At 31.3% G+C, this 19310-nt stretch carries 23 protein-coding genes and 1 pseudogene; 22 read left to right on the forward strand and 2 right to left on the reverse strand.

Annotated elements, in window-relative coordinates:
* The first annotated feature begins 60 nt into the window (after positions 1–60).
* The 10 genes from C661_RS0102840 (at position 61) to C661_RS0102885 (ending at position 8247) form a co-directional block, all read left to right on the forward strand.
* Positions 61–261: a hypothetical protein gene (locus C661_RS0102840; RefSeq protein ID WP_017413782.1), complete on the forward strand. Its 201-nt coding sequence runs from the start codon at positions 61–63 to the stop codon at positions 259–261.
* A 168-nt stretch (positions 262–429) separates the two neighbouring features.
* A complete protein-coding gene (locus C661_RS0102845) occupies positions 430–819 on the forward strand; it encodes an ArsR/SmtB family transcription factor (protein ID WP_242825967.1) in 390 nt (129 codons plus the stop codon).
* 134 nt (positions 820–953) lie between these two features.
* Positions 954–1367, forward strand: a complete 414-nt coding sequence (locus tag C661_RS0102850) for an arsenate reductase ArsC (protein ID WP_017413784.1) — start codon at positions 954–956, stop codon at positions 1365–1367.
* Positions 1368–1521: 154 nt separating this feature from the next.
* Positions 1522–2583, forward strand: a complete 1062-nt coding sequence (gene arsB, locus C661_RS0102855; protein WP_017413785.1) for an ACR3 family arsenite efflux transporter — start codon at positions 1522–1524, stop codon at positions 2581–2583.
* A 346-nt stretch (positions 2584–2929) separates the two neighbouring features.
* Positions 2930–3238, forward strand: a complete 309-nt coding sequence (gene arsD / locus C661_RS0102860; protein WP_017413786.1) for an arsenite efflux transporter metallochaperone ArsD — start codon at positions 2930–2932, stop codon at positions 3236–3238.
* Positions 3239–3240: 2 nt separating this feature from the next.
* Positions 3241–5067 (forward strand): TRC40/GET3/ArsA family transport-energizing ATPase, encoded by a 1827-nt coding sequence (locus tag C661_RS24190; protein WP_017413787.1) that lies wholly within the window; start codon positions 3241–3243, stop codon positions 5065–5067.
* A 281-nt stretch (positions 5068–5348) separates the two neighbouring features.
* Positions 5349–5717, forward strand: coding sequence for an ArsR/SmtB family transcription factor (locus tag C661_RS0102870; protein ID WP_017413788.1), 369 nt, complete (start codon positions 5349–5351; stop codon positions 5715–5717).
* A gap of 120 nt (positions 5718–5837) precedes the next feature.
* The gene (locus tag C661_RS0102875) at positions 5838–6803 is read left to right on the forward strand and encodes a permease (protein WP_439328869.1); all 966 of its coding nucleotides are present in this window, start codon (positions 5838–5840) and stop codon (positions 6801–6803) included.
* Between the two features lie 173 nt (positions 6804–6976).
* Positions 6977–7207, forward strand: coding sequence for a thioredoxin family protein (locus tag C661_RS0102880; protein WP_017413790.1), 231 nt, complete (start codon positions 6977–6979; stop codon positions 7205–7207).
* A gap of 104 nt (positions 7208–7311) precedes the next feature.
* On the forward strand, positions 7312–8247 hold the full coding sequence (locus C661_RS0102885; RefSeq protein WP_017413791.1) for a CobW family GTP-binding protein: 936 nt from the start codon (positions 7312–7314) through the stop codon (positions 8245–8247).
* Between the two features lie 149 nt (positions 8248–8396).
* Here C661_RS0102885 and C661_RS0102890 read toward each other — a convergent pair whose 3' ends face one another.
* Positions 8397–8969, reverse strand: coding sequence for a nitroreductase family protein (locus C661_RS0102890; RefSeq protein ID WP_017413792.1), 573 nt, complete (start codon positions 8967–8969; stop codon positions 8397–8399).
* A 198-nt stretch (positions 8970–9167) separates the two neighbouring features.
* On the opposite strand from C661_RS0102890, the gene C661_RS0102895 reads away from it, so the two are divergent.
* From C661_RS0102895 to C661_RS0102950, 12 genes and pseudogenes are all read left to right on the forward strand, one after another.
* Positions 9168–9839, forward strand: a complete 672-nt coding sequence (locus C661_RS0102895) for a ferredoxin-like domain-containing protein (protein ID WP_017413793.1) — start codon at positions 9168–9170, stop codon at positions 9837–9839.
* A 137-nt stretch (positions 9840–9976) separates the two neighbouring features.
* On the forward strand, positions 9977–10207 hold the full coding sequence (locus C661_RS0102900; protein WP_017413794.1) for a DUF2164 domain-containing protein: 231 nt from the start codon (positions 9977–9979) through the stop codon (positions 10205–10207).
* Between the two features lie 236 nt (positions 10208–10443).
* Positions 10444–11391 carry a DUF6263 family protein gene (locus C661_RS0102905; protein WP_017413795.1) on the forward strand — a complete coding sequence of 316 codons (948 nt, stop codon included), beginning with the start codon at positions 10444–10446 and terminating at the stop codon, positions 11389–11391.
* A 234-nt stretch (positions 11392–11625) separates the two neighbouring features.
* The gene (gene cooS / locus C661_RS0102910; protein ID WP_017413796.1) at positions 11626–13542 is read left to right on the forward strand and encodes an anaerobic carbon-monoxide dehydrogenase catalytic subunit; all 1917 of its coding nucleotides are present in this window, start codon (positions 11626–11628) and stop codon (positions 13540–13542) included.
* Between the two features lie 261 nt (positions 13543–13803).
* Complete coding sequence (locus C661_RS0102915) at positions 13804–14064, forward strand: cupin domain-containing protein (RefSeq protein ID WP_017413797.1); 261 nt, start codon at positions 13804–13806, stop codon at positions 14062–14064.
* A 388-nt stretch (positions 14065–14452) separates the two neighbouring features.
* Positions 14453–14986, forward strand: a complete 534-nt coding sequence (locus C661_RS0102920; protein ID WP_017413798.1) for a protease complex subunit PrcB family protein — start codon at positions 14453–14455, stop codon at positions 14984–14986.
* A gap of 150 nt (positions 14987–15136) precedes the next feature.
* Positions 15137–15310 carry a DUF2281 domain-containing protein gene (locus tag C661_RS23435; protein ID WP_017413799.1) on the forward strand — a complete coding sequence of 58 codons (174 nt, stop codon included), beginning with the start codon at positions 15137–15139 and terminating at the stop codon, positions 15308–15310.
* A 33-nt stretch (positions 15311–15343) separates the two neighbouring features.
* Positions 15344–15532 (forward strand): annotated as a pseudogene (locus C661_RS23050) (type II toxin-antitoxin system death-on-curing family toxin); the annotation flags it as partial.
* 297 nt (positions 15533–15829) lie between these two features.
* Positions 15830–16021 (forward strand): hypothetical protein, encoded by a 192-nt coding sequence (locus C661_RS0102935; RefSeq protein ID WP_017413801.1) that lies wholly within the window; start codon positions 15830–15832, stop codon positions 16019–16021.
* Positions 16022–16247: 226 nt separating this feature from the next.
* A complete protein-coding gene (locus C661_RS21190) occupies positions 16248–16526 on the forward strand; it encodes a 2TM domain-containing protein (RefSeq protein ID WP_017413802.1) in 279 nt (92 codons plus the stop codon).
* 21 nt (positions 16527–16547) lie between these two features.
* Positions 16548–17546 carry an NADH:flavin oxidoreductase gene (locus C661_RS0102945; protein WP_017413803.1) on the forward strand — a complete coding sequence of 333 codons (999 nt, stop codon included), beginning with the start codon at positions 16548–16550 and terminating at the stop codon, positions 17544–17546.
* A 178-nt stretch (positions 17547–17724) separates the two neighbouring features.
* Entirely contained in the window at positions 17725–18087 is a 363-nt protein-coding gene (locus C661_RS0102950; protein ID WP_017413804.1) for a VOC family protein, read from the forward strand.
* Between the two features lie 299 nt (positions 18088–18386).
* On the opposite strand, the gene C661_RS0102955 is transcribed toward C661_RS0102950, so the two are convergent.
* The gene (locus C661_RS0102955; protein ID WP_017413805.1) at positions 18387–18986 is read right to left on the reverse strand and encodes a stage II sporulation protein M; all 600 of its coding nucleotides are present in this window, start codon (positions 18984–18986) and stop codon (positions 18387–18389) included.
* Positions 18987–19310 lie beyond the last annotated feature (324 nt).

Raw genomic sequence — 19310 nt, forward strand, 5'->3', positions numbered from 1 at the left:
GATTGAAGCTAAGTTTTATGGTATAATACTTTTATAGTTCTAATTAAGGGGTGTTAAAAATTGTATGAGAATTATTTAAAGACATCTTTAGAAGAGCATAAGGTAATTACAATAATGTATATGAAAAATAGTGAGATAACTCAAAGAAAAATTAAAGTATTAAAAATAAAAGATAGAGAAATAGAAGCCTTTTGTTACTTACGCCATAGTATTAGGCATTTTAGAAAAGAAAGTATTTTGGCGGCAGAATATATACAATAATAAGAGAAGATTTTCAAATAACCCTCAGTAGTATTACAGGAGGGTTATTATTCTTTTCTATACATTCTTAGACAAGTATTTAATTTTTTAAAATTGCTGTAACCAATATTGAAAAGAGGCATAATATAATATATCATATGATTATAAACGAATATGTTAATATGAGAGGTGAATAAATTGGATTTATTACAAGTGATGAAAGCCTTAGCTGATGAGACTCGAATGAGAATTTTATATCTACTAACACAGGGTGATTTATGTGTTTGTGAACTAGAACTTATATTAGATATAAATCAATCAAATGCTTCTAGACACTTAAACAAGCTAACTAATGCTAGAATTTTAGATTACTATAAAGCAGGTAAGTATGTTTACTACAAAATAAACGAAAAAGCTATAAAACAATATCCTTTTCTTTCAGAAGTTATTAATGACTATAGTGATGAAATGGAATTATTTAAAGAAGACTATGGAAGATTAAAAAAGTATAAGGATGCGGGATTGAATTGTGATAGCTTTAAAGATGGAAATTTAAAATTAAAGGACATTATAAAGTAAGGTAGCTTGAACTCAGTGATACTTTGCAAGAGAACACACTATACTAAGATTAATCCGCAAGGGAGAAAGAATTGGAGAAAAGAATTTACTGCTAAAGTGCAGTATTACTATATTTTGATTAAAGGAGAAATTTTATGAAACAAAAAGTAGCCTTTATATGTGTACACAATTCCTGTAGATCTCAAATGGCAGAGGCATTAGGAAAGTTATTTGCAGAAGAGATATTTGAAGCATATTCTGCAGGAACTGAAACAAAGCCACAAATAAATCAGGATGCAGTGCGAATAATAAAGGATTTATATGGAGTGAATATGAACCAAACTCAAAAGTCAAAGCTTTTATCAGATATACCAGAAGTTGATGTAGTAGTAAAAATGGGTTGTAATGTAGTATGTCCTTTCTTACCAGGAAAACATGTTGAAGATTGGGGATTAGAGGATCCTACAGGGAAAAGTGATGAAGAATTTATTAAAACAGCAAAAGTTATTGAGAATAAGGTTAAGGACTTAGCTAGGAGAATCCAAAGTGGAGAGCTTAATTTAAATTAAAAAGCTTTAATCATATCACAGTAGGTAAAGCAGTTGAATATAAAGCAAAATTACTTTTAAGACATTTTAATAATAAGACAATAGCTAACAAGTAGTTGACATGCTGTGGTACTTGGTTAGGATTTTACATAAAAATATAGAGGAGGCATAGTATATGTCAAAAGAAAATAAAAAAGTGGATAAGGGTATAGGTTTCTTTGAGAGATACTTAACCCTTTGGGTTGCAATTTGTATTGTAGTAGGTATTCTAGTTGGGCAAATTTTACCTATTATTCCACAGACTTTAAATAAGTTTGAATATTATAATGTATCAATTCCAGTAGCTATACTAATTTGGTTAATGATTTACCCAATGATGCTGAAAATAGATTTCTCAAGTATAGTTAATGCTACAAAAAAACCAAAGGGACTAATAGTTACCTGTGTTACAAACTGGCTTATTAAGCCTTTTACAATGTATTTAATTGCTGCATTTTTCTTTAATGTGGTTTTCAAAAGTTGGATACCAGTGGATCTTGCAAAAGATTATTTAGCTGGGGCAGTACTTTTAGGAGCAGCACCATGTACAGCTATGGTATTTGTTTGGAGCCACTTAACAAAAGGTGATCCAGCATATACTTTAGTTCAAGTAGCAGTAAATGATTTAATTATTTTGCTTGCATTTACACCAATTGTTGCTTTCTTGTTAGGGGTAAGTGATGTTACAGTACCTTATGGAACATTAATATTATCTACAGTTTTATTTGTTGTAATACCATTAACTGCGGGTTACTTAACTAGAAGAACAGTGATAAAAAATAAAGGGCTAGAATACTTTAACACTGTATTCTTAAAGAAATTCGATAACATTACTATAATGGGATTATTATTGACATTAGTTATTATCTTCTCTTTCCAAGGAGAGATAATAATTAATAATCCACTTCATATAGTTTTAATAGCAATTCCACTAACAATTCAAACCTTCTTAATTTTTGGTATAGCTTATGGATGGGCAAAAGTATGGAAGTTGCCACATAACATTGCAGCACCAGCAGGAATGATTGGAGCTAGTAACTTTTTCGAACTAGCTGTTGCCGTAGCCATTGCACTATTTGGATTAACGTCAGGAGCAGCACTAGCAACTGTAGTAGGGGTACTTGTAGAGGTGCCAGTAATGTTAACTCTTGTTAAAATAGCTAATAACACTAGGCATTGGTTTAATGATAAAGCATAATACTGATTTATGTTATGTAGATTTCCTTAGTTAAAGGTTAATTTACTCATTTTCAAAAATCTTAAGGGAACTAATGTAGGTTCTATGTACAAGTTAAGTATTTTATTTGGTTCCCTATATATAGCTTAAATTTAAAATTAAGTAGTAAAACATGAATTCCCAGTTGAAACTTGTTAGTATTCAACTGGGGATTTTGTGCAAAATAAAATATATAAGTTTTTTCATCGGAATTCAATTACTAGATTTATAACAATTTAATCTGCATATAGAAAATTATAAATTTCAATAATAGTTAAAATCACATATTAAAAAATAATAACATTAAGAATAAAGGGAGATATGAATTATGAAACTAGAATTTTTTGAGAAGCCAATGTGTTGTCCTACAGGTATATGTGGACCTTCTGTAGATGAAACTTTAGTAAGACTACAAGAGAATATAAAAACCTTACAAGAAAAATATAGTGATTTACAAGTGGAAAGATATCAACCACAAACCCATGGTCTTGTGTTTATGGTAGCAAAGGATGTAGCACAATTTGTAAAGGAAGAAAAGATGAAAGCTCTTCCTATAACAAAGGTTAATGGAAAGATAATAAAAAAAGGTGAGTACCCAACTTTAGAGGAAATAGAAGATGCACTAAGGAGTGAATAAAAATGAATCCTAAGTTTATATTTTTTTCTGGAAAAGGTGGAGTGGGAAAGACTTCTATGGCCTCAGCTACAGCAGTATATAATGCTGATAAGGGGCTAAGAACACTAATTGTAACTACAGATCCTGCTTCTAATCTATCAGATGTATTTGAACAGGAAATTGGTCATAAGATAACAAAAATTGAAAATATAGAAAATCTTTATGCCATGGAAATAGACCCAGATAAGTCTACAGAAGAATATAAAGAAAGACTTTTAGCTCCAATGAGAGAGTTATTCTTTGATGAGGATATGATTAAGATTGCTGATGAACAACTAAGTGGACCTTGTACGGCAGAAATGGCTTCCTTTGATAAGTTTATTGATTTTATGGGAGAAGAGGATTATGAGGTAATAATTTTCGATACTGCCCCAACGGGTCATACCATAAGATTGTTGGAGCTTCCTATTGATTGGAGTAAGCATATTGAAGAAGCATCAAAAGGTAGTGGGCAAACTTGTATGGGGCCTGTGTCAATGATTCAGGAGAGTAAGGGAAAGTTTGATAGAGCCATAGAAAAGCTTAGAGATAAAAGACAAACAGAGTTCATCTTTGTTATGCAACCTGAGGCCACATCCTTAGATGAGACCTTGAGATCCTCAAAGGAATTAGAAGAACTCCAAATTCCTACCTCAAAAATTATAATAAATGGCTTTATACCCAAGGCGGAAGCTAAAAACTCCTTTTTTCAAAGTAGATATGAAATGCAGCAAAGATATTTTGAAGAAGCTAAGAAAACTTTTAAGGGAATTCCAATGGACACTATGGAGCTATTTCATACAGAACTTAAGGGAATTGAAAAGTTTAGAATTATTGGGGAAGCCTTATTTAATAGAAGAACTATAAATAAGGAAGATATAAAAGCGGAGTTTAGTGATATTAAGGATATAATCTCACAAAAGGATGATATAAGTAATCTTATATACCCAAGAAAAAATCAGCATAAGAATATTTTCTTTTCAGGTAAAGGCGGAGTTGGAAAAACTGTAATGGCTTGCGTTACTGCTGTAAACACTGCATCAAAGGGATATAAAACACTATTGCTTACAACAGATCCAGCAGCTCATATTGGGAAGGTTTTAGACAAACCCATTGGAGATTCGCCGACTAAAGTAGAGGGAATTGAAAACCTTTATGCCGCTAAAATAGATCCAAAGGCTGCCTTTGAGGAATATAAGAAAAATGTATTAGAGGAGGCTAGAAAAAGATTTAATGAAAATACAGTGCTTACTATGGAAGAGGAGTTAAATTCCCCTTGTACAGAGGAAATGGCTGCTTTTCAAAAGTTTATTTCATATGCCAGTGAAGAGGCCTATGAGGTAATAGTTTTTGACACAGCACCAACGGGACACACTTTAAGATTACTAGAACTTCCTATGGATTGGAGTAAACAAATCCAAGTTAAGGCAGGTGTTGGGGCAGAAATAAGTGAAGAGGATAAAAAGCAAAAGGAAAGATTTGATAAAGTTATTTCTATGATGAAAGATAAGGATAAAACTACTTTTGCCTTTGTAATGTATCCAGAAAAAACACCAATAATTGAGGCTTATAGAGCCTCACAGGAACTAAAATCTGCTGGGATAGAAACTCAGCTGGTGGTAGCTAACTTAATAATTCCAGAGGACCAGGCAACTACTGACTTTTTTAGAAATAGAAGAAATATGCAGGAGAAATATTTAGTGGAAATAAAGAATACCTTTAATTCATCTAAAATAGTGAGAGTTCCTATGTATGATAGAGAAATTAAGGGACTTGAAATGCTTAATAAAATCAGTATGGAGCTAGTTTAACAACATGAGTTTGTTCATTATTTAATTAAAATTAGAACAGGTTGCCCTAGAGTTAATTTAATCACTCTAGGCAACCTCTTTAAGTTTTATAGAACTTTAGAACACATAAATAGGAGAGTTTAAAACACAGTTTTTAAAAAAATTATAACAAATTTATGTAGAGAATATTATTGACCATAAAAAATTTTAGAGTTATAATACCTATATACCCATATGCGTATATAGGTATTTTGTTGTTAATTTATAGAAGTTACAAAGAGTATTAAAGAAGAGGTGATATTTTGGATAAGTTAACAGATTTTTTTAAACTACTATCAGATGAAACTCGTTTGAGGATTTTAATCTTACTTTATCATAAAGAATTATGTGTATGTGAAATGTGTGGAATTATGGAGGAGTCTCAACCAAAGATTTCAAAACATCTAGCAAAGCTAAGAGATATGGGACTAGTGAGAGATGAAAGAAAAGAGCAATTTATCTTTTATTACTTAAAAGCAGAGGACGAGATGTTTAAAGAAATAATACATAAAATTGTAGAAAATATAGAGTCTTATCCTGTATTGAAAAATGATTTTGAAAGAAGCAAGGATGCAGAAAAATACTTAGAGAGTTGTAAAACTAAGGCATTAGAAGTGATAAAAAACAAATAGGATCATAAAGTAAAATTTTAACTTAAAAACTATAACTGGTGATTAATAATTTTATTGGGGGTGTTTTTAGTGGGTATTATAGAAGTTATATTTAGTACACTAAATAATGTTTTATTAAAAATGACTTGGCTTTGGGATTTAGTAAAATTACTTGTAGAAAAGGTCTTTAGACTTTCTACTGAGGATAGACTAGGTGGAAGTATACATTTCTTTATTTACGATACCATAAAAATATTTATACTATTATCTGTGTTAATATTTCTAATATCTTATATCCAAAGTTACTTTCCACCAGAGCGAACTAAAAAGATTCTTGGAAAATTTAAAGGTATAAAAGGAAATATACTTGGAGCATTACTTGGAACTGTAACCCCCTTTTGTAGCTGTTCTAGTATTCCTATTTTTATAGGATTTACTTCAGCAGGACTACCACTAGGAGTAACCTTTTCCTTTCTTATATCTTCTCCTTTAGTAGATTTAGCTTCCCTTCTATTATTAATGTCCTTTTTCGGTGCTAAAATTGCTATAGCTTATGTAGTGGTGGGTCTAGTTCTTGCCATAGTAGGAGGAACTATTATTGACAAGTTGAATATGAAAGAATATGTGGAAGAGTATGTATTTGGAATTCCTAGTGTAGATGGGGAATTAGCAGAAATGACAAGGAAAGATAGAATAGCATATTGCAAAAGTCAAGTTGTAGAAATCATCCACAGAGTGTGGATATATATTCTAGTGGGTGTGGGTATAGGAGCAGCTATTCATAACTGGATTCCTCAAGAAGTTGTAGAAAGAATTATAGGAGGAAACAATCCTTTTGCAGTGGTACTTGCAACAGCTGTTGGAATTCCTATGTATGGAGATATTTTTGGAACACTACCAATTGCAGAAGCACTTTTTGGAAAAGGTGTAGGTGTGGGAACAGTGCTATCCTTTATGATGGCAGTTACAGCCCTTTCACTTCCATCCATGATAATGCTTAGTAAGGTGGTTAAAAAGAAGCTTTTAGGTATATTTATTGGGATAGTAACTAGTGGAATCTTAATAATTGGATATTTATTTAATGTATTTTCTTATCTATTTATGTAAAGAGGAAATATAATTAAATTTAAAATTACTTTAGCAATATTCCATAAAAATGTTACGATAGTTTATACAAGTTTGATTATTGCTTTTATATTGCTTTTATATAATGAAAGAATTAAGTTATATCTAATATAAATCCATTGCTATAGGAAATTTAAAATTATGGAGGTATGAAAATGGAAATTAAAATTTTAGGTTATGGTTGCGATAAATGTGATAAGGTAGAAAAAAACACAAGAAAAGCAATTGAAGAATTAGGAATTGAAGCTACCATAGAAAAGGTGGAAGACCTTAAAACAATACTTGGATATGGTGTTATGAGTACACCAGGGTTTATGGTAGATGGAAAGATTAAGTCTGTGGGAAGAGTACTTTCTACAGAGGAAATAAAGAAACTTTTAAAATAGGGTGAAGTTAGGATTCAAGGAAACTAAGGCAGATTCATATACAAGGTAAGTTTCAACTTTGGTTTTCTAAATACAGTATTTTTAATTTAAAGGGGAGATAAAAAATGACTAAAGAAAAAATTAATCTTTACTTACTTACAGGATTTTTAGGCTCAGGTAAAACTACGGTACTTTTAAGAATTTTAGATAAACTTCAAAAAGAAAAGGTTGGAGTTATTCAAAATGAGTTTGGGAAAATTGGAGTAGATGGAACTATATTAAAGAGAGATAATATAGAAATGGTAGAAATCAATAAGGGCTCTATATTTTGCTCTTGTCTACAACTATCCTTTGCTCAAGCTATGGCAGAGATGTCAAAAATGGATTTAAAATATTTATTTGTTGAGAGTTCAGGACTTGCTGACCCATCTAATGTAGAAGAAATTTTAGGTGGAGTAGAGGTTTTAGCTGGAGATGTTTATGACTTTAAGGGGGTAATTTGCCTTATAGATGGAGTAAACTTCTTAGAACAATTAGAGGATTTAGAAACAGTAAATCGTCAATTAAAGCATTGTCATATGGCTATAATAAACAAGGCAGACTTAATAGACCAAGTTCACCTTGAGAATGTAATTCAAGACGTGAGAAGTATAAACCCTAAATGTGATATTCAAATTTGCTCTTATGGTCAAGTTGAATTTGATTTCTTAGAGAAAAATCTACTAGAAAACAAATGGGTTGAAGGTGAAGAAACAACAAATTCTCCAGAAACCAAACCCAAAAGCTTATTTATGAACTTTAATGGTTCCGTAGAAAAAGAAAAGTTAGAGGCATTTTTGAATGTTATTAAAAAGGATTGCTACAGAATAAAAGGCTTCTTTAAACTAAGTGATGGATGGAATCAGGTGGATGTAGTAGGGAAAAATATTGATTATAAACCTTGTGAAGAGAAGGAAGTTTCTCAGTTAGTGTTTATATCAAAAGTGGGTCCAAAGGTTATAAAACCTATATTTGATACTTGGGAAGAAATTGTGGGAGAAAAAATGGAGCTTAAAAATTAGATAAGTGGTATAAGTTCTAGAAAAACCATGTTAGCGCCAACATTAAAACTTATTAAATAACTAGATTTTATTATTCCCATTGCATTGATAAAATAGCATATCTAAAGAGGTAAGGTATAAGTTGAAATCAGCTTACACCTTACCTCTTTTTATAAATCTAAAATAACTTCTTCTAAATTTCTTTTTGGTACATGATGAATTTTATTCTCATCACGGTAATATTTAATATCTCCAGCCTCATTTAGTTCCTCAAGAACAACCTCTTCCTTAGGTTTTCCAAGGGCAATGACTAAAAGTAATTCATATCTTTCAGGAAGCTTTAATCCTTCAATTAGCTTTTCTCTATCAATAGATCCAAACATACAACCTCCTAAGCCTTTTTCAGTGGCTCCAAGAAGTATACTTTGACATGCAATTCCATGATCCCAAAAATAGTTTTTACTAATCTCTTTATCAGCAACCATAACGATATATCCAGTAGGTCTTTCACCTTCTTCAGGGCCATTCCAATCTTTTAAGTACCCTGCCCATCTTAGATGAGGGAAGATAGTGTTATTTTTTTCTTCTGTATAGGAAATTATATATTTTAAGGATTGAAGATTTGCACCTGATGAAGATAAGCGCGCTAAATCTACAAGTTCTTTTAAGGTGCTTTCATCAAGCTTTACATCCTCATAGAATCTTCTGTAGGTTCTATTTTTAAGGATAAGATCTTTAATCATTGTAAAAACTCCCTTCATTTATATATAAATATATTTTAACATATTTAACATTAAGTATAGTGAGAATTAAATGGAATTTTTATACTTCATTCTATATAATAAAAACGAAGATAATAACAAAGTAAAGCATTTAACTATGTTACAAAAGAATTAGAAGATATATAATAAAAACAAAGGTAGGAACAAAGGAGAGAGAAAATGAGCCATTATGGAAATTTGCAAAAAATAAGAGATGGGAAAAGAAAGTTTGGAATTACTCCACACATACCAGGAGGATTCATTAGCGCAGATAATCTTGAGAAAATAGCTAGAGTAGCTAAAAAATATGATGGAGTTTTAAAGATAACCTCAGGACAAAGAATATTAATCACTAATCTTGAAGAAAGTGATTTGCCAGCCATATGGGAAGAACTAGGCATGGTTCCAGCAGTAAAAACACAAAACTCTGTAAAGAATGTAGAGATGTGTCCAGCAGGATTCTGTAAAAGAGCTAAATACAATACTATTGGGATAGGTATGAAGTTATCAAGAAAGTACCATTGGGCAGAAATGCCTTGTAGAACCAAAATAGGGGTAGCAGGCTGCCGAAATGCCTGTGGAAGTGTTTATAGTAAAGATGTTGGAATTATAGCAGATAAAACAGGGATAATGGTTACAGTAGGAGGTTCAGCAGGTTACAACCCAAGGCTTGCGGATATAGTAGCTGTAGACTTAGATGAAAAAGCTGCAGAAAAATTAGTGGATAATATATTTGAATACTATAAAGAGAATGCTGAGGATGGTGAAAAACTAGGATTTTTTATTGATAGAATAGGCCTAGAAACCTTTAAAAAGGATGTGTTGGAAAGAGCAGCATTAGAAGTTAAGTAAGTTTTATAAGGAAGGAATGCAACCTTTAGTAAGACTTGCCCATAGAAATAACTTGAAAAAATAAAGCTATAAATAAAGCTAAAGTAATTTAAACATTGCAGAAGTTTATATAATTATAAGTTTGGGGGTAAAAAAATATGAAAAGCAACAAAATTAAGTTAAGCAAAGAGAAAAGAGATGCTATGATATCTCAAGTAAAGGAATATTTTTATAATGAAAGAGAAGAAGAACTAGGGGATTTAGCAGCAGGCTTAATTGTAGATTTTATAACGGAAAAATTTGCACCAGAGTTTTACAACCAGGGAGTTTTTGATTCCTATGTATACATGAATGATAGAGTTGAAGATTTATTAGGAATTCAAAGATAAATGCAAATCCTTATTTAATATAAGTGGTTCTGAACATATCATGAAAAAAGTAGCATGGTGTCTATAAAGTTTAGGAATTTTATTTATTTTGAATATTAATTGATGCTTTGAGAGATTCTTTCTATATAGGGCATCTTTAAAAAATAGTTAGCTAGGATGCTAGCTATTTTTTATTTAAAAGTTTTAGTAATTTTATCATGTACATAAGTTTAAAAAAATTTTAAGGAGGATTTTTTATGAAGTTTAAAAAAGGCATTACAACTTATTTATTATTGGTATTATCAGTTTTCATTCTTACTTCCTGTGGACCTAAAAAAGTGGAATTGGGGTTTAATGTAAAGCAAGGGGAAAAATATAAGGTTCAGCAAAGTATTGAACAAAAAATAGTTCAAACTCTAGAGGCTCAAAGCTTAGAATCTAACCAAAATATAAAAATGGGGTATACCTATGATGTAACGGCAGTAGATGATAAAGGGGTGGCTACAATTACAACGACTTTTGATAGTGTCTCTGTAACTATAACTGGAAATGGAGAAAATCTTCAGTATGACTCAACAAAAACTGAAAACAGTAATGATCCTCTTGCAACAGTATATGGTGGAATCATAGGAAAATCACTGACTATGAGAATTGATAAACAAGGAAATGTTTTAGAGCTTCAAGGAGTAGATAAGTTAATGGGAGATTTAATAAATAATTTAAACATAGAAAATCCTCAGGAGAAACAACAGATTCTAAAGGCCTTAGAACAAAACTTTGGTGATGAGGCTCTTAAGGAATCTTTCTCAAAGGTAACAAAAGTATATCCACCAGCTAGTACAAAGGTTGGAGATAGCTGGGAAGATACACAAACACTAAATATGGGATATCCAATAACTATTAGCAATAAGTACACCCTAAAGGAAGAGCAAGGTGATTTCTTAACCATAGATATGAATTCAGATATAAAAACAAGTAGTGCTGAGCCTATGGATATGATGGGAATAAGAGCTAGATATGATTTAAGTGGAAGTCAAACAGGAAGCTTTAAACTTAACAAAAACTCAGGTATAGCTGAAAGTGGAAATTCCACACAAAAAATGGCAGGAAGTATTGTTTTTGAACCAAGTGACCTTGCACCACAAGGACTCACAATGCCAATTACTATTGATGCTAAAACTAATTTTGAAATGAAAAAACAATAACATAGCTAAAAAAATTATCTTATAATTTCCAATTTGAAAGTTATAGGATAATTTTTTTATGATGTGTCTGGGTGAAAAATTTAGCCTACTAAAAATCATGCTAAATATATTATAGCTACATATAGAAAGTAAATTTAAGTTTTAAAATAAACAACCTTCGAAATAGTTATATACATAATTAAATATATCCATGGGAAAACTTAGTAGAGAAAAATTAAAAGGAGTGAAACTTTAATGGGTGAAACTATATTAGAAAAAACAGAAGGACGTGTAAGTTACCATGATTCAGTAGAGGAAATGGTGAAAAGAATAAGAGAAGATGGAATGTCTAATGTATTTGACAGATATGCTCTTCAAGAAAAGATTCGTTGTAAATTTTGTTTAGAAGGTCTAAGTTGTAAACTATGTTCTAATGGACCCTGCAGAATAAGTGAAAAGGGCGGCCAAACCAAAGGGGTATGTGGTATAGGACCTGATGCTATGGCCATGAGAGAATTTTTATTACATAATATTATGGGAGCTGGAACCTACAGTCACCATGCTTACGAAGCTTTCCGTACTCTAAAAGCAACGGCAGAAGGAAAAACACCTTTTACAATTAAAGATGTTGATAAACTAAAATGGATGTGTGAAAAGGTTGGTATAGATACTAATCAAGAAGTAAATGACATGGCAATTGAGCTTGCAGTTTTACTTGAAGACCAACAAAGAATTGGGGTAGAAGAAGAGAATATTATGGTTAAAGCCTTTGCTCCAAAGAAAAGACAGGAAAAATGGAGAGAAATTGGGATATATCCAGCAGGAACTGTTCATGAGGAGCAAAACTGCGTAGCAAGCTGCTTAACAAACGTAGATGGAAGCCACGTATCACTTGCTATGAAGGCTTTAAGGCTTGGTATAGCTACAATATACAACACCCAAATAGGACTTGAAATGGTTCAAGACATATTATTTGGAACCCCAACTCCTCATGAAGTAAACGTTGACCTTGGTATAATGGATCCAGAATACGTAAATATAGTATTTAATGGGCACCAACCTTGGGCAGGAGTTGCAACTATGCAAAAGGCTAGAGGAATGGATGTACAGGATAGAGCAAGAGCAGCAGGAGCAAAAGGACTTCGTATAGTAGGTTCCATAGAAACAGGTCAAGAGCTTTTACAAAGATTTGATGTGGATGATATATTCGTAGGACTTATGGGTAACTGGCTTGCAATAGAGCCTCTTCTAGCAACTGGTACTGTTGACGTATTTGCTATGGAAGAAAACTGTTCTCCACCAGCTATAGATATGTATGCTGAAAAATATCAAGCAACTTTAGTTGCTGTAAGTACCCTTATTGATATGCCAGGCTTAGAGCATAAGATTCCTTATGATCCATCTGAAGTGAATGCCATGGCAGATAAATTAATTGACCTTGCTATAGAAAACTTTAAGAAGAGAAAAGACAACGTAAAACCAATGGTGCCACAAATGACTACAAAAGCTATTGCTGGTTTCTCAACAGAAGCAGTTTTAGGTGCTCTTGGAAATAAACTTGAGCCACTTGTAGATGTAATTGTGGCTGGAAAAATCAAAGGAGTAGTAGCTCTAGCAAACTGTTCAACCTTAAGAAATGGCCCACAGGACTGGATGACAGTAAATCTTACAAAAGAACTAATTAAGAAAGATATATTAGTTGTTGCTGGTGGATGTGGAAACCATGCTCTAGAGGTTGCAGGACTTTGTAACTTAGATGCAAACAATACTATGGCTGGAGAAGGCTTAAGGGAAGTTTGTAACGCACTACAAATACCACCAGTATTAAGCTTTGGAACTTGTACAGATACGGGCAGAATATCAATGCTAGTTACGGCTCTTGCAGATCACTTAAATGTAGACGTACCAGATCTACCAATCGCTGTAACTGCGCCAGAATGGATGGAGCAAAAGGCTACTATAGACGGCGTGTTTGCTGTAGCATATGGAGCATATACTCATTTATCTCCTGTCCCATTCATTACAGGTGCTCCTGAATTAGTTGATTTACTAACTAATAAGGTAGAAGGAGTAACTGGTGGTAAGGTGGCTCTTGGAGATGATCCTGTTCAAGTTGCTAATGATATAGAAGCTCATATAAATAGCAAGAGAAAAGCAATGGGCTTAAGCTAATCCTATAAAAAAAGAGGGGATTCTTAAATTATTATTTAAGAATGCTCCTCTTTATCTTTTATTAAGCAAATATTACAATTACTAAATTTATTTTCTATAATGATTTTTATAAAATAAACTAAGAATAATTTTGTAATCTATCACATTACTTAAATATGATAGAGGTATATTCATAAAAGTGAAAATACATTTATTCAATTTACATATACATAATTGTTTGGTAGAATTATGTATTACAACAAGATAATGAGGAGAGATAATATGGATTTAGAAAGTATTAAAGCAAGTGTAGTTACAAATGTTTATCACATTCATGCAGAAAAAAATGTACCTCTTCATAAACACCCTAAAAGTGATGAAATATTTTATTGTATTAAGGGAGAAGGTTTTGGAGTTTTAGAGGATGGAGAAGTTCAGCTAACTGTTGGAAAAGCTTTTATAGTTCCAGCAGGAGTGATGCATTCTCTAAGAACTGATAGTAATCTTTATGTTACCTCCTTTTTAATACCTGTAGTTGAATAAGTAACAGTAAATAGTTGATAGTTAATAAGTCCTTTGGTGAGCGTAGCCGAAGGATTTATTTTGTTTTTGAGGAATATATAGGTCTTATAGGATGTAAATTTATTTTACTCAGATTTTAAATCATTACTTAAACTAACTATTATATAATAATTATCGTAAATAATATAAAGAGGAAAGGGCAAAAATAAATTAGGATAAGTATTGGGCTATGAATTTTGTTAATATTAAGAGTAACTCAGATATTTACACTACATTGAGCCTATCTATCTCGTTTAGGGAAATTATTTTCAGGAAACAATAGTTTAAATGTTGAAGTAATTTTTCTATATAAGTAAAATTGTAGTAATAGCGGAATAGTAAAATAGAAAGTATAAAGGGGAGAAGTAAGATGAAAAAGAAATCCTTAATAATATTAGTAGTTTTGTTAGTTATATTGATTCCAACCTTTGTATTAATTATAGGTAAGGAGAAGAATAACATGGAAAAACCAACAAGTACAAAATTAGAAAATAAAGAGCCAAAAAGAGGAGAAAATCAAGGCATAACTGTGAATAAGCTAGAAGTGCTTTATGTTAATCCAAGTGAAGCAGAAAAAATTTTAGGAACAAGTTATACTAACATAAAAAGACTAAAAGGATATAAGTTAATAACTGTAAACAATGATGTGTATCTTTATATTGGTCTAGGAAAGAAGAATACAGGAGGATATGACTTAGAAGTAACCCACTTAGAGGACAATGAAGGAATCTTAAATGCAGAAGTAAATGTAAGAGAACCAAAAGACACAGATATAGTAACTCAAGCAATAACTTATCCTCATAAGGTTCTAAAGCTTAGCTTTTCACCAAGAAAAGTTAATATTAAATCTATGAATACAGAAGATGTTTTTGAAGAAGTTGTTCCTGAAGGAGTCAGTCAGTAGTAAAACTATGTTGAGACTAATTTATAGTAATTTTCATAAGGATAAGGATTACAAAATAGTAAAAGTAGTTAAATCTTCATAAAAGCAATGACTATTATATTGTATTATTATATAATATAAACAAAGAATTATATGATTGAGGTGAGAGAAGTGAGTCTAGCTGAAAAACTTATAAGAGATTTTGAAGATCTACCAGAAATTCAAAAAAGAGAAGTTATAGATTTTGTTGAGTTTTTGAAGATAAAAAATCAAAGAAGACTAGAAAAGATGATGGATGAAGTTATATTTGAGAATAAAGAAGCATTAGATGAGCTTGCTAAATAATGGAACTTTTAGAACTCAGTTGTTGCTCACGGCCTCATAAATAATCATGGCTTTGTAGACGGAAACAAAAGAATTGGAATAGCAGTTATGCTATTATTACTGAAAATGAATAATATAATGATAAAGTATACTCAACAGGAATTAATTAGTCTTGGATTAGGTGTAGCAGAAGGCAGACTTAAGGAAAAAGATATACTAACATGGATTGAAAGTCATAAATAATAAAATAGAGATAAAAAGGACTTCTCATTGTTGCATCCTATGCATTATGAGGTAGTCCTTTTGTTATGAATTCAAATTTCTACAAATCTTGGCTTAAATTCTTTAGTAGAAGAACCTAAATCAATACTTGTGTGAGGAAGGGATTTACTCTTTAACAGATTATCTGCATAAGTTAAACCTGTGATTTTATATGAACAATATTAGAATAAATCTTTATGAAAGATAATGAAGCCAACTATACATAGATTTTTTAGGTTTAATGGATAATAAGAAAAAGAGAATTTGGAGGTAGAAATTATGAAGAGAGATTTAAGCAGAAGAAATAAAAGCTATACTATAAGAGAAGTTGAAGATAATTTAAATGGAATGACAAATCATATAACAGAAGGTTCGGATGTAGGAAGCGAGCCTTTTCCTTTTACTGAAGAAGAAAATAAGACTAAAGAGCAATTTCATTTTGGAGCTATTCAAAGTAATAGACCTTTATAATTTATGCAGATAAAACACTGAAATATTAAAGTTATGCTGGAGCCTAGGTAGGCTACGGTATAACTTTAATCATCATTTTAAAACACCATTAAGAAAATAAATTATAACACAAAGGTTAATTGCTCAAAAAAGTATTATAATCTATTCCTTTGTGGCATAAATTGGATTAATATAGAAATATGTTATTTACTTTCAGAAGCCTTATTAAAATCATGGGGGAGTGGATATGTACTTAAGGAGAGAAAGTGTTAGAAATAGAAAAGGTGGAACAAATAAATTTAAAGCTTGGATTAAGATATTATTTTTTATTCATTTAGCAGCTTATATTGCTGTGAATGGATTCTTAGCCTTTGTAAACTTCTTTACATGGAATGGCTACTTATGGTTTGTGTGGCCTTTATTTTCATGGGGAATAGGAGTTATGATACATGGAGTAATTACACTGTTAGCAATTTATTTATGTAGTAGCACACAGGATGGACAATCTAATTATATAAACAAGTAAGATGTTATGGAGGAGAAAAAAATGAGTTATTTACTAAAACCTTTAAAAACTAAAAAACTAGAATTAACTAACCGCTTAGTTATGCCACCTATGGCTACAGCTAAATCCCAAGGTGCTGGTGAGGTTAGTGAGGAAATTTTAAATTATTATAAGGAAAAATCAGAAGGAGGATACATCTCCTTAATCATTGTTGAACATAGTTTTATAAATCAACAAGGGAAGGCTGGAAATGGTCAGCTTTCAGTAGCACAGGATAGTGACATTGAAGGATTAAAAAAGCTAGCAAAAGTAATTCAGGCAAATGGTTCCAAGGCAGTAATGCAAGTCAACCATGCAGGGGGAGCAGCAACTAGGGAAGTTACAGGAATGGCTCCAACAGGGCCATCAGCAACAGAAAATCCTCGTTTTAAAGATAGAGAAGTACCACAAGAACTATCTAAGGAAGATATAAAAAATATAATAAAAGATTTTGCAGAGGCAGCAAGACGTACTAAGGAAGCAGGTTTTGATGGGGTAGAAATTCACTCAGCTCATGGATATTTACTTAATCAGTTCTTTTCTCCACTTTCTAACAAGAGAACAGATGAATATGGTGGAGATGTAAATAGCCGTATTAGGATTCACCTTGAAGTAATTGAAGCTGTGAAGGAAGCAGTAGGGGATGAGTTCCCAATACTTTTAAGATTAGGTGCAGCAGATTATATTGAAGGTGGAACTGTGGTTGAGGATAGCATAGTGGCAGCTAAGGCTTTTGAAAAGGCGGGAATAGATATTCTTGATATTTCTGGAGGCTTTTTAGGTTATGTGATGCCAAATGCAACAGAACAAGGATACTTCTATCCTTTAACAGAAGCAATTAAAAAGGAAGTTTCAATTCCAGTAATTTTAACAGGTGGAATCGTAGATGCTGAGGCTGCTGAAAAACTTCTTGGAGAAGATAAAGCAGACCTAATTGGAGTTGGAAGAGCAATATTTAAGGATTCAACTTGGGCGAAAAGAGCAGTAGAAAGTCTGAGTTAGTAGAAACTAAAAGTCAGCAAAAGCATGGTAAAATTGCTTAGTATAGGTTTTAATGACGAGAGTTTATTTTATCATCTTCAAAAGGTCTTAGGGGAATCAAGAAAGGTTTATTTATACGTTAAGTACCAATTTTGGTTCCTTATAAATTCTATAAGATTATTAATTTAGGAGGATTATAATGAAATTTTGTTGGAGTACACTAAAGGTTAAAAATATGGAGGAATCACTTAAGTTTTATGAAGAGATACTTAATCTTAAGGTAAATAGAAGATTCAATGCTGGTCCAGGAATTGAAATTGCCTTTTTAGGGGATGGAGAAACAAAGATTGAATTAATATGTGATAAAAACAATGAAGATATTAATGTTGGAAAAGATATCTCTTGGGGTTTTCAGGTAGATTCAGTTGATAAAATGATTAGTTTTCTTAAAGAAAAAGGCATAGCAATTGCGGATGGTCCTATCCAACCAAATCCTCATACAAAATTTTTCTATGTAATTGATCCAAATGGTTTAAAAATTCAATTTGTGGAAAATATGTAAGGGGTTTCGAAGAATGTAGTAAAGTTTTAGAAACACTATTAAATTTACAAATTAAGCGGTTAAGATACTTACTAAAGGTTTAGAGCAGGGGCTTTAAACCTTTTTGTTTCCATTAATTTTGAAGTAATAAATAGAGTGTATTGATTAAATCAGTACACTCTACTATTCATAGTAAATGAATAAATTATCCATATTAAATTTGAACTTTTCTTCAAATAAGTGTTACTTTAGATGAAAGTAAAAGTATAGCAATTTATTAAGTATATTACCTTAACTAAAAGTCATAAGTTGATTATGGTTTATAGAAGAAATGCATTCATAAGATAAGGTACTACAAAAGCCTCTATAAAAGCAGCTATAAGTAACATGGGTAATATAATAAAAATAAAAGCATTTTTAATTTCAACAATATACTTCTTTGTTGGAACTTTTTTCACCATTGAAGTAGTGATACTTAAACAAAGGTGAATTCCAATACTAAAAGAATATAGTACTGCTGGAATTTCGAAAATTCCATGTGGAACCAATGTAACTAAAGCAATTAAAAATACATTTTTTTTAAGAATATCAAATCCTGCTAATAGCAGTCCTACAGGATAGGCATTTCTAATGCATGCTACGACAGGTAAAAATACAAAGGGAAGGAATCCACTCAATATAGTAAAAAAACAAACAATTAAATTATTAATAAAAATCTGGCCAAATACATTGAAGGCTGTATCATTTAAAGCTAGTTGAGAAGCTTGATTATCTAAAATACTAATCACATTTTCTGGATTTCTTGTAAATATAAACTTTGTAATAATTAAGGAAGTAAAGAAAAGAAAAAAGCAAAATAAAAAATATTTAAATATAACCTTATTAAATTCTATAAATTCATTAGTAAAAATTTTTTTCATAATGTCCTCCTAAAAAGCATATTTAAGCTTAATAATAAATCACATTAATTGACAGTTTACATCTGGATAAGAAGGATTGTATCCTCAAAAGCTGAAAGAAATCAAATTATCTTCTTATAAATATAACAATAAAAGAATAAAGCAATATAACAATATATAGTATTCATGCGGGTTCCAGGGATTAGACATATATAAATTATATACTGCAAACATAACAAGTAAGGCTTAATTAGAAGATTAAGCTTGTATATAGCCTATATTTTGTCAGATAAGAGGTAGGCTTAAAATTATTTCAGCTTGTACATAAATATAATTATAGTGTAA

Source organism: Clostridium tunisiense TJ, from assembly GCF_000300195.1.
Classification (GTDB): Bacteria; Bacillota; Clostridia; order Clostridiales; family Clostridiaceae; genus Clostridium_J; species Clostridium_J tunisiense.